6 protein-coding genes are annotated in these 12,984 nt (G+C 41.9%); 2 read left to right on the forward strand and 4 right to left on the reverse strand.

Annotated elements, in window-relative coordinates:
- Positions 1–686: 686 nt before the first annotated feature.
- From M3O96_RS10850 to M3O96_RS10865, 4 genes are all read right to left on the reverse strand, one after another.
- Positions 687–2,192: a glycoside hydrolase family 32 protein gene (locus M3O96_RS10850; RefSeq protein ID WP_249720580.1), complete on the reverse strand. Its 1,506-nt coding sequence runs from the start codon at positions 2,190–2,192 to the stop codon at positions 687–689.
- Positions 2,193–2,229: 37 nt separating this feature from the next.
- Positions 2,230–4,368: a glycoside hydrolase family 97 protein gene (locus M3O96_RS10855; protein ID WP_249720582.1), complete on the reverse strand. Its 2,139-nt coding sequence runs from the start codon at positions 4,366–4,368 to the stop codon at positions 2,230–2,232.
- A gap of 71 nt (positions 4,369–4,439) precedes the next feature.
- Positions 4,440–7,154 carry a cation-translocating P-type ATPase gene (locus M3O96_RS10860; protein WP_249720584.1) on the reverse strand — a complete coding sequence of 905 codons (2,715 nt, stop codon included), beginning with the start codon at positions 7,152–7,154 and terminating at the stop codon, positions 4,440–4,442.
- Between the two features lie 156 nt (positions 7,155–7,310).
- Positions 7,311–8,399, reverse strand: a complete 1,089-nt coding sequence (locus M3O96_RS10865; RefSeq protein ID WP_249720585.1) for a site-2 protease family protein — start codon at positions 8,397–8,399, stop codon at positions 7,311–7,313.
- A gap of 360 nt (positions 8,400–8,759) precedes the next feature.
- Between M3O96_RS10865 and M3O96_RS10870 the strand changes: the two genes are divergently transcribed.
- Together M3O96_RS10870 and M3O96_RS10875 are read left to right on the forward strand one after the other, a co-directional pair.
- Entirely contained in the window at positions 8,760–12,137 is a 3,378-nt protein-coding gene (locus M3O96_RS10870; protein ID WP_249720587.1) for a methylmalonyl-CoA mutase family protein, read from the forward strand.
- Positions 12,138–12,374: 237 nt separating this feature from the next.
- A complete protein-coding gene (locus M3O96_RS10875) occupies positions 12,375–12,791 on the forward strand; it encodes an OsmC family protein (protein WP_249720589.1) in 417 nt (138 codons plus the stop codon).
- The last annotated feature ends 193 nt before the right edge of the window (positions 12,792–12,984 follow it).

The following is a 12,984-nucleotide window of genomic DNA, read 5'->3' on the forward strand; positions in this document are numbered from 1 at the left end:
TTAATTTACCACGGCGCTCAGAAGGCACAGGGGAAAAGAAAAAAAAACGAGGAGTGTTGGTGGACAAACATTGGCGGCGACTGACCACGTAGTGGTCAAATATTGGTAGCCCCGAGTGAGGCACGAAACTCGGGGTAAAAAACGAGAATAGCGATTCTGGTTTTTGGCCGAGGAAATGCAAATGAGGAATTATGGTCTCCGCCAAAAACAGGGAAGGTTCAAAATCCTTTGCGAAACCATTATATCCTTTGCGGTTAAAAAATTTACCACGGAGCACTCAGAGGGCACAGAGGAAAAGGAGAAAAAAACGAGGAGTGTTTGTGGGCCAAAAATGGCAGAGACCGACCACGTCGTGGTCAAATATGGGTACCCCTTTGCAGTTAATTAATTTACCACGGAGCACTCAGAGGGCACAGAGAAAAAGGAGAAAAAAAGGAGGAATATTTGTGGGCCAAAAATGGCAGAGATCAACCATAAAGTGGTCAAATATGGGTAGCCCTTTGCGGTTAAATAATTTACCACGGAGCGCTCAGAGGGCACAGAGGAAAAGGAGAAAAAAATGAGGAATGTTTGTGGATACAATGCCTATGGCGAAAAGCACGCCCATGTCCGTGTCTTCACGGACATCTAAAATGTAGCCAGTTGGGGCATTGTCAATAGCAAAGAATATTTTTATGGTTTTTTTTTTACCAAATGGACATGAGATTATGGATCGAACCAGAATTTTCAAATCCTGTCAGTTTCAATTTAGTGTAGGCTTCAGTCGGGAAAACCAATTCTGACATGACTATTTCTCCGTCATTGACAAAAATCTCTACAGACGAGCGATCGACAAAAATCCTTAATGATTTTACTTCTATACCATTGAGCGGGGCGGTATGGACTTTGGCAAATCTTGCTTCGAAGTCTACCAAACCAGATGCTGTTCTGTCAAAAACCAAACCATCCCCTGACTTTTTGAAAATGACTTTTTCTCCTTTTTCATTTAAAAGTTCGATCTCAAAATCAGTTCCGGCGGTGGGTGTCAGTTCTAATTCTACCAATTCTTCTTCCAGGTTAACCGATTCACCCGAGATTTCTTTGGTGAATTTTCTTAAGGATTGTAATTCTGAAACAGGTCTTGAGGCTACTTTATAATCGTCTCCCGATTTAACCAATTCAAGACTTCTAGGCAAAGTTGTCGCCGATCTCCAAGGGTGTGTTGGTACGACTTGGGCATAATCCCAATTGCTCATCCAACCAATAAAAAGCTTTCTGCCGTCTTGTTCAGGCACATTAGACCAAGTAACACCTGCATAGTTATCAGCACCATAATCCAACCATTTGACATCGTCATGATCTGCTATGAAGTTTTTTCCATCAAAGTCACCGATAAAATATTGGGTTGCGGATCCGCCGTTCGGACCTCCTGGATTGATGCTGACAAATAGGATCCACTTTTCTGTTCCGTCCGCTGCTTTCAGTTGGAAGAGATCAGGGCATTCCCAAACGCCTCCATATGCCGCCCAATCCGGGTTGAAGGAACTTTCCAATGTCCATTCCAAAAGGTTTGGCGAAGAATAAAAACTAATTCTGTCCAACACGGCCAAGGACATAACCCATTTGCCTAAACCATCTCCGCCTTTTAACCAAGATACTTTTGGATCTCTGAAATCTTTGATGCCAGGATTTTTCAACACAGGATTGCCTGCGTATTTTATCCAAGTTCTACCTTTATCCGTGCTGTAAGCTATTCCTTGAGTCTGGAAATCGATTCTTTTTTCTTTTTCTCCCACAGGATCATGGTAGGTATAAATGGCTACCATCGCGGGATTTTCTTTGGTTCCCAATCCGCTCGTGTTGTCATGATCGATCACTGCCGAACCAGAGAAGATATAACCCAAAGAATCGGGTTCGATGGCGACAGGCAGATGCTCCCAATGAACCAAATCAGTGGAAATCGCATGTCCCCAATGCATCGGACCCCATATGGTACTGTCTGGATAATACTGATAAAAAAGATGGTATTCCCCATCGAGATACACCATGCCATTTGGATCATTCATCCAATTGGCCGCTGGCGTAAAGTGGTATTGGGGCCGATGAGGTTCGTTGTGTTCTATGATTGATTCTTGCGCCACAGATCCCTGCTGATAGCAGGAAGTAGTCAGAATTGGTAAAAATAAGAATGTTATAAGATTAAATTTTTTCATGATTTTAGAAATGACTCTTTAAAATTTACCTAATGACTTATAATTTCTTCAACCCCTTTAATTCCTCTTTACTTGCCTCCTTAATACTGATGGCATAGCCACCGCCGGGAGCGCTGAGTTGAGACAACTTGGATTTGGAGGTAACGACCACTTTTCTGATGTTGTAAGCCTGAGGATTGTTTCTGTAATGGGCGCCTTTGGCATCGGAATAGATCGTTGCAATATAAGTTTTCTCTGCATCCAAGAAATTAAAATTGATGTTAGAAACCCTTTCACGAGTCCCATTCACGTTTCCGACAAACCAACTCGAAGTACCTTTTTCTTTCCTTGTTATGGTCAGGTAATATCCCGGTTCTGCTTCCAAGTACCTGCTTTCATCCCAATCTAAAGCCACATCTTTGATAAATTGGAAGGCATCTGGGAACCTTTCGTAGTTTTCAGGCAAGTCAGCAGCCATCTGCAGCGGACTGTACATGGTCACATAAAGTGCAAGTTGGTTGGCCAAAGTACTGTTGACCCAAGAGTTGTTTTGTGGATTGATTTTGCTGATATCCATTTCAAAAATCCCCGGAGTATAATCCATCGGTCCACCGATTAATCTTGTAAATGGAAGCACGGTGACATGGTTTGGTTTGGAACCGCCAAATGCCTGATATTCTGTTCCCCTTGCAGATTCATTACCGATCAGATTGGGATAGGTTCTGCCAATTCCCGTCGGGCGAACTGCCTCATGGGCATTGACCATAATTTTGTAGTCAGCGGCTTTTTCTAGCGCATATTGGTAATGGTTGACAATCCACTGACTGTAGTGATTCTCTCCGCGTGGAAGGATAAATCCCACATATCCGCTTTTCACGGAGTTGTAGCCATTGTCTTTCATAAACTTATAAGCCTCATCCATATGCCTTTCGTAATTCCTCACTGAGGAAGATGTCTCATGGTGCATGACCATTTCCACACCTTTACTTTTTGCATAATCCCGGATTCCAACCAAGTCAAAATCAGGATATGGCGTAAGGAAATCAAATACAAAATCCTTGGAATTGCCAAACCAATCTTCCCATCCAATATTCCAACCTTCTACCAAAACCCCATCAAAACCGTGCTCAACAGCGAAATCAATGTATTTTTTGACATTGGCAGTCGTCGCACCGTGCTTGCCGTTTGGCTTGGCTTTGGAAAAATCAGTGACTCCAATCTGCACTGCCGGAAATTCGTCTGTATATGCCCAAGAGCTTTTTCCTGTGATCATTTCCCACCAAACTCCAACATATTTCATGGGTTTGATCCAAGAGGTATCTTCGATTTTTGAAGGTTCGTTGAGGTTGTAAGTCATTCTTGACGCGAGGATTTTTCTTGCATCATCACTTACGATAATGGTTCTCCATGGCGAATTACTTGGCGTCTGTAAATAACCTTTGTCCCCCAATACATCTGGGGTTAACCAGGATTCGAAGACCATGGTTTTGTCATCAAGGTTGAGGTGCATGGTCGAGTAATCAATTAAAGCTGCTTCATGCAGGTTGATGTAAAGCCCATCCGCTGTTTTCATCATCAGCGATGTCTGTATTCCCGTTGGGGAAAAAGGCTTTTGCGCTAAATTGGCAGTAACAGCAGAAGCCATCAAAGGCCGGATTTCAGAAAGTTTGGATTCGGTATAGTCGTATTCTTGCGTGTCATAGTCTCCCGCAATCCAAAAAGCCGTATGGTCTCCGGCCATGGCGAATTGGGTTTTTTCTTCCTTGATCACAAAATGAGCAAGATTTGGTTGGGAGGGAAATTCATATCTGAAGCCCAACCCATCATCAAACAAGCGGAAACGGATGATCAATGTCCTCCCTGTGGCTTGCTGATCGAGGACGACAGCCAATTCGTTGAAATGGTTTCGGATCTCTTTTTCCTCGCCCCAGACCGGAGTCCATTTTTCATCAAAGGAGTCATATTCTATTTCTTTGATTGAAAAACCTTCTGTAAGTAAAGGTTGGTTTTTGAGCTCCAAACCCAATTTACTCGGCTTGATGACCTCTTTCCCTTTGAATGTCATATCATAGGTCGCTTGGCCTTCCTTTATTTCAAAGTTAAGTTTGAGGTTACCATCCGGGGATTGGATGGACTGTGCCCAAATCAGAAAGGGTAACAGTAAGAAATTAACAGAAAGTAAAATGAATTTTTTCATAATGTGGATTTGATTTTGCTCAGATAGAACATATTTCGATTATTGTCCCTAAATCATATTTGAAGAAAAAATTAGTGGGTATTTGTGGCCATCCTATTGTAAATCAGCTTGAATACTTCCATTACAAGAATAACTGGAATAGCTAAAGCAAATACAGTGAGCCATTCATTTAAGGAAACCGGCGCAACCCTCAAAATTTCCTGCATTGAGGGGATATACATGATGCTGATATGCAAAGCCTGTACTGCAATGATAAGAATTATCAACCAGTAATTTTTGGCTATGGAGATTTTAAAAGTCGATTTTCTTTCCGACCTACAATTGAAAATATGAACATTCTGCAATAACACCATGAGCAGCAATACCAGATTTCTGGCACTCTGTTCATCCATTTGCACATTTTTGATCAAATGGTACCAATATCCAAATGCAATACCTCCGATAACTAAACCTGAAAGAAGGATTTGTAGGCTCATGATTTTATTGAAAATTCCCTCACTTGGCTTTCTGGGTTTTCGTTCCATGGTTTCAGGTTCACCGGCTTCAACAGCCAAAGCCTTGTCCTGAATTCCATTGGTCACTAAGTTTAGCCATAGGAGCTGTACTGCCAATAATGGCAATGGAAGACCTGAAATTATGGCCAAGAGGACCATGAAAACTTCGGAGGCGCCCGTAGAAACCAAGAGATAGATTACCTTCCTCACATTGTCATAAGCAAATCTACCCTCTTCTACGCCGGCAACGATAGAGCTGAAGTTATCGTCCACAACAATCATTGCCCCAACATCTTTTGCAACATCAGTCCCTGAACCCATAGCTACACCTATATTTGCACGCTTAAGTGCCGGGGCATCGTTTACTCCATCTCCTGTTACAGCTACAAATTCTCCACTTTTTATCAGGACATCGACGATTTCAAGTTTTTGTTGGGGAGAAACTCTACCAAATACCGACGTGGACAAAACCAATTCTTTAAATTTCTCTCCGTCAGGATTACCGGCTTGGAGCAGCATTTTTCCTGTGATGACAGGCTGATCATCATTTTGGATTCCAATCTCCCTAGAAATGTTGGCAGCGGTGGCAGGATGGTCTCCTGTTATCATGATGACTTTAATCCCTGCCTTTTTACATTTGTCTATCGATGATTTGGCTTCCGCTCTTAATGGGTCTATGAAGCAAATCAGGCCTACAAATTCAAGTTCCGGTATATCTTCCTCCCGAGCATGGACTTCTTGTTGGGATAAGCTGGCAGTATTTTCAGCAAAAGCAAGTACCCTGTAACCGTTCTTTGCCAATTCTTCTGCCTGGTCAAGGACCTGTTCCTTCGAAAACCCTCTTTCCTCCGGATTGCTACAAAAATCCAATACAGTCTCTACAGCCCCTTTCATCCCACAATAAGTATTGGACCCTCTTTTATAAAAAGATGCAGAAAATTTCTTCTCCGATTCATAGGGTATTTTACCTATAGAAGGCAAAGCTTTGCTGATCTCCATGGGGGATACTCCGGCTTTATATCCCAATCCAAGGAGGGCAACATCCATGGCATCACCATGGTAATCCCATTTGTCTTTTTTCTTTTCCAGCACACCCTCATTCGCCAAAATGGAAATTTCAATGATTTGTTTCAATCCATTAAAATCAGAAAGATCCCTTATTTTCTCAGAGGTTCCCGTGGTGTAAATTTCGCCTTCTCCATTATATCCTTCCCCTGAAATGTCGAATGATTTGCCATCCGGAAGATAGATTTTCTTCACAGTTTGCTGGTTAACTGTTAGTGTTCCGGTTTTATCACTCGCGATTACCGTACAGCTTCCCAAACTTTCGACGGAGGTAAGTTTTCTGACTATGACATTTCTCTTTGCCATCCTTTTGGTGGCAACAGCCAGGGCTATTGTTAGAGAAACAGGCAATCCTTCAGGAATGGCAGAAACGGACAAAGCAACCACAAAGAAAAATATAGCAGACATGTCCATACCCTGAAAGCGCAGCAAAACTGCAAGAATCACGCAAAGGACAACAATGAAGTAGGCAATGTTTTTGGTGAATTTTTCCATTCGGAGAATCAAAGGAGGTTTGGCTGATTCTCCCTGTGAGACATTCTGGGCAATTTTTCCCACCTCTGTATCAAGTCCTGTGTAGATGACTATGCCACTTCCTCTGCCTGACATGACCGTGGCACCTGCAAAAGCCATGTTTTTTTTATCAGCCACAACAACATCTTTTTTTATTGCATCTATGGTTTTGATGACAGCTTGGGATTCCCCGGTAAGGAAACTTTCATCAATCTCCAGACCATTGGCATTTATCAGCCTTAGGTCTGCCGGAACTTTGCTTCCGGATTCAAGCAAAACAAAGTCGCCAGGAACCAATTCTTCAGAGTCTAAAGATTGCTCGGAGCCTTCCCTCATAACTCTGGAAGTGATTCTAAGAAGCTTTTGTAAGTTGGCGGCACTTTTTTCAGCATTATATTCCTGAAAGGCACCGATAGCAGTATTAATCAATATTACCAAAAAAATAAAAATGGCATCCTTGGGTTCTCCGATTACTACAGAAGCAATTGCCGCCGCAATGAGAATAAAAATCAATGGATTGACCAATTGGCCAAAAATGATTTTCCAAAGGTTGATACGATGTTTTTCGGGAAGCGTATTACGCCCAAATGCAACCTGCCTTTCCTGAACCTCTGAATTACTAAGTCCCTCTGATGAGGTTTTGAGTGTGGTCAACACCTCATCAGATTCCAATGAATGCCATTTCTTTTCTATGAGTATTGCTTTGTCAATCATTGCTTTACTGTTTATGGACAATCATTTGAATTATTGATTGCTTTGACCATTACTTTTTTTGCTTGATTTATTTAGAATAACTACTAGTGAAATCTTTTCCCATACCTTCAAAAAACATCCTATCAAGATAGTATAGGGGTACTTTCCGCATTGTCTTTATTTTTGAATAGCCGTCTTTACCATGACAAATTCACTGATATTTTCTTGGTCCAGAATTCCGAGGAAGTGACCGTTTTCTATAACGAAAGCAACTTTTCTACTTTCTGTAAGCATTCTTTTCCAAGCATCATCTAGGTCTTCTTCGGTTTCCACTTTCATTGGATTCATATCAGCTACTTTTTCAATGATCAGATTTTCGCCTCCTTCCTGTAGGCCTTTGATGATTTGATTACGGCTCAAAGTTCCCACTGCAACATCGTCTTTCACCACTACAAAATGGGTTGCTTGGGAATTGAGCAATTTTTCAACAGCTTTAGAAAGCGGTGCGTCAAACGCTAGAATCTGGAATTTCATCATTACAGCATCTTTCACCTTAAAACCCTTGAGCAAACTTTCCTGCTGGGTATGACTAACCTCTGCTGCCGCTCCAAGGAAAATAAACAGGCCGATCAAAACCAGTATTGGATTGTTAAATAATCCATAGAAAATGAAAAGTATGGCAAGGAATTGACCAATGCTTCCTGCGATTTTGGTAGCTCTTGCCCTAGGCATGCGGATGGCCAAAAATGCCCTCAGAATCCTGCCCCCATCCATAGGAAATGCAGGGATGAGGTTGAAAAGTGCCAGAATCAAATTAGCAGAAGCAAGATACAGAATGAAGGTACTTGGTCCGATTTTGATACTTTCAAGTTGTTCAAGAGCGGTCAAGTCAAAGCCTGTGAAGTTCAGGACAATAGACAGGATCAAGAATATTCCGATATTCACCAAAGGGCCAGCTATTGCGACCCAAAGTTCCTGCTTGGGTTCTTCCGGTAATTTCTCCAACCTTGCCACACCGCCGATAGGATATAGGACAATATCCTTTGTCTTGATGCCATATTTCTGTGCTGCCAAAGCATGTCCAAATTCATGGAAAACGACACAGGCAAAAAGAGCCAATACAAAAATGATAATCCAAAGAATATCCATCCCAGGCATTCCCTGACGTGAATTAGAGATGATAATCCAAAGTAGCAAGAGTGAAAAAGTCCAATGGATAAAGACCTTTACATTTTTGTAACTTCCCAAAGACAAGGATAATTTCATAAGAATCAAGTTAAGTGTATGGCTGAACCCGAATTTAAGCCATTTTATCGGTGTACCCTACAAAGAAAATAGTCTGGGATCTTAAAAAGGCTGATATTCGTCAGGAATAAAAATGATTCTCTTTTTGTAAAAGAGTTGTGTATTCCTCTGTATTTTGGAGAGAAATCCAAAGTCTGTTTGGCGATAAGTGTTATGGAGATATAATTCCAAATATTGTTTGGGAGATGCTGTTTTTTTGACCTTTCAACTTTTTTATTTTTCTTATATTCGCATTCAATAATTAAGAATTAATTTATTCCATTTATCATCCAATACACTGATGATCATCGGCTGTTTGTAAGATATACTAACCCAAATAAAATGTCATTTACGCAAGAAATTTATAAACCCAAAAACCACATCAGACTTGTTACCGCTGCCTCTCTTTTTGATGGGCATGATGCCGCAATCAATATCATGAGGCGGATCATCCAAGCGACAGGCTGCGAAGTCATCCATCTTGGACATAACAGATCCGTTCAGGAAATCGTCGATTGCGCCATTCAGGAGGATGTTCAGGCGATTGCGATCACTTCCTACCAAGGTGGACACGTGGAATTTTTCAAGTACATGTTTGATTTACTTCGCGAGCAAGGCGCAGGTCACATAAAAATATTCGGTGGAGGTGGCGGAACAATTTTACCTGAAGAAATCAAGGAACTTCATGCCTATGGGATTACCCGAATATATGCTCCTGACGACGGACGGGCGATGGGTTTGCAAGGAATGATCAATGACCTTGTCAGCACTTCGGATTTTCCTGTCGGAGATGATTTCCAAAACATCAAATTGGACAAATCAAACCAATCGAGTATTGCAAGGATAATTTCCGCTGCTGAAAATTTTCCTGAGGAAAGTAAATCGGTCTTGGAAGAAATCAGAAAAGTGGCGAGCACTAGCAAAGCTCCGGTTTTGGGAATTACCGGCACAGGCGGTGCGGGAAAATCTTCCTTGGTAGATGAATTGGTCAGGCGGTTTTTGATAGATTTTACTGATAAGAATATTGCCATCATCTCTGTAGATCCTTCCAAAAGGAAAACAGGTGGTGCGCTCCTAGGAGATAGGATAAGGATGAATGCGATTGATCATCCACGGGTTTACATGCGTTCTTTGGCCACGAGGCAATCCAATCTTGCCCTTTCCAAATACGTGCAGGACGCGGTGGACATTGTCAAAGCAGCTGATTTTGACTTGATCATTTTAGAAACTTCGGGTATTGGTCAGTCAGATACCGAGATTATTGAGCACTCAGACATGTCTTTGTATGTGATGACGCCTGAGTATGGTGCCGCCACACAGTTGGAGAAAATCGACATGCTTGATTTTGCGGATATCATTGCTTTAAACAAATTTGATAAAAGAGGTGGACAAGATGCCCTCCGTGATGTCAAAAAACAATACAAGCGAAACCATAATCTTTGGGACATTACCGAAGAAGAAATTCCCGTGTTTGGGACTATCGCCTCGCAATTTAACGATCCCGGGATGAACAACCTGTACAAAGCCATCATCCATAAATTGGTGGAGAAAACTGGTGTGGACTTGCAGACTTCTTTTGAACTCAGCAAAGAAATGTCTGAGAAGATCTACATCATTCCCCCGGCGAGAACAAGATACCTCTCAGAAATCTCAGAGAATAATCGAGGGTATGACAAATGGGTAATGGCCCAAAAAGAAGTAGCGCAGAAACTATACAGCATACAAAAATCCATTGAAGCCGTCAAATCCACCAAAGTTGCTGATGTCGATAGATTGGTCAAAGAACTTCAAGAAGTCTACGCCCAGGTAGAATTGGAACTTGATCCAAAAAACAAAAAATGGCTGGAAACTTGGCCTGAAAAAGCCCAAAGATATGTGGATGATTTTTATGTGTTCAAAGTTAGGGACAAGGAAATCAAGATCCAGACTTATTATACATCACTTTCCCAATCCAAAATTCCAAAAATTTCCCTTCCAAAATATGAAGCTTGGGGAGATTTGTTGAAATGGGGCTTGACTGAAAATGTCCCAGGCGAATTCCCTTATACATCAGGCGTTTTTCCTTTCAAGCGCGAAGGTGAAGATCCTACAAGGATGTTTGCAGGAGAGGGCGGCCCAGAGCGGACCAATAAGCGTTTCCACTACGTTTCAAAAGGGTTGCCTGCAAAAAGACTTTCGACAGCCTTTGATTCCGTGACCTTGTATGGCGAAGACCCGGATTACAGGCCTGATATCTATGGGAAAATCGGAAATTCCGGAGTCAACATCTGTTGCTTGGATGATGCCAAAAAACTGTACTCAGGTTTCAATCTTGCCAATCCGATGACTTCAGTCTCCATGACGATCAATGGACCTGCAGCAGCCATGACTGCATTTTTTATGAATGCAGCCATCGATCAGCAATGCGAGATTTATATCAAAGAAAATGGGTTGGAGGAAGAGGTCAATTCCAAAATTGAAGCGATTTACAAAGAAAAAGGTGCCGCAAGGCCAACATATAATGCTTCCATTCCGGAGGGAAATGATGGTCTTGGACTGATGTTGCTAGGGGTGACAGGAGATCAGGTATTGCCGGGGGAAGTCTATGAAAAAATCAAAGCTTTTACCTTAGCCAATGTCAGAGGAACGGTTCAAGCCGATATCCTCAAAGAAGATCAGGCACAGAATACCTGCATTTTCTCCACTGAGTTTTCTCTGAGATTGATGGGGGACATGCAGCAGTATTTTATCGACCAAAATGTCCGGAATTTCTATTCAGTTTCTATTTCGGGTTACCATATAGCTGAGGCCGGTGCCAATCCGATTACACAGTTGGCTTTGACACTTTCTAATGGATTCACCTATGTGGAATATTATGTGTCCAGGGGAATGGACATCAACCAATTTGCGCCAAACCTTTCCTTTTTCTTTTCCAATGGTATCGATCCGGAATATGCCGTAATAGGTAGGGTGGCAAGGAGGATTTGGGCTAAGGCCATGAAATTGAAGTACAATGCCAATGAGCGTTCGCAAATGCTCAAGTACCATATCCAGACTTCGGGACGATCACTTCACGCTCAGGAAATTGACTTCAATGATATCAGGACGACCCTTCAGGCGCTGTATGCGATCTATGACAACTGTAATTCGCTACACACCAATGCCTATGACGAAGCCATCACGACCCCAACAGAAGCCTCGGTACGGCGTGCGATGGCTATCCAACTGATCATCAATAAAGAATTGGGATTGGCAAAAAATGAAAATCCGATCCAGGGAGCATTTATTATCGAAGAACTCACGGATTTGGTTGAGGAAGCGGTTTATAAAGAATTCGACAGAATCACCGAAAGGGGAGGAGTTTTGGGTGCCATGGAGACAATGTACCAAAGGGGAAAAATTCAGGAGGAAAGCCTTTATTATGAGACTTTGAAGCATACAGGAGAGTATCCGATCATCGGTGTCAATACATTTCTGTCATCTGATGGTTCACCGACAGTCACCCCCGGAGAAGTGATCCGTGCTACTGAGGAGGAAAAAGAAGCCCAGATCCAGACGTTAATCCAACTCCATGACAAGAACTCGGAACTTACACCAAGCCAATTGAACGAACTGCAACATGTCGCTGTTCGGAATGAAAATATATTTGAAAGACTGATGGAGGCCGCCAAAACCTGTTCTTTGGGACAGATTACCCGAGCCCTGTATGAAGTCGGCGGTCAGTATAGGAGGAATATGTAAGTACGATGTACGAAGTTTGAAGTAGGAAGTTGGGAAGTAGGAAGTTGGGAAGTCAGTAGGAGGTAAGAATTGAAGTAGAAAGTGGGAGGTAAAAGGTAAATGGTTTCTCTACTTAATAAGGGGTTGGTGGTAAATTCAGTTAACCAGTTAATCAAATAATCAAATAGCCAGTTAATCAAATAACCCAATAACCAGTTAATCAAATAACCCAAAAACAAATAACCTATTAACAATAATATGAGCAAAAAACACGTCACCGTCAGAATGAAGGCGGATATGGAATATGAATCTACCAATCACTTTGGCAACAAGGTGGATATCGATATGTATGACAGCGAACATAAAAAAGCCCAATCTCCCATGGAGTTGCTTTTGTCGGCTTTGGGAGGCTGTTCGGCAGTGGATGCCGTCCTGATGATGAAAAAGAAGAGAAGAACGATCACTGATTTTTTCATTGAAATCATTGGTGTCAGACATGAGGGTATTCCAAAATATTACACTCAGATTGATATGAAGTTTGTTTTGGTTTCACCAGATGCTACAAAAGAGGAATTTGCCAAGGTGGTGACATTGGCTGTTGATAAATACTGTTCAGTAGCTTCTTCGCTCAAATCTGAGATCAGGCATATCTCTGAAGTCAGGAGACCGGAATGAGGGTAGTCAGTGAGTTTTCTAAAGAAGGTATCAGAATTTCAGTGTTTTCATGGAACAATAAATACCTGCTAAAATTTGAATTTGGTCCTATGGAGCAAACCTTCAAGATACCTGAAACGGACATCTTGGAGGAATCCGACCTTAACGTGTTTTACGAGGGTGTTTTTTTTGATAAAGTTGTCCTAAGATTTAA

Origin of the sequence: Aquiflexum sp. TKW24L (assembly GCF_023502205.1) — a bacterium.
GTDB lineage: Bacteria > Bacteroidota > Bacteroidia > Cytophagales > Cyclobacteriaceae > Cognataquiflexum.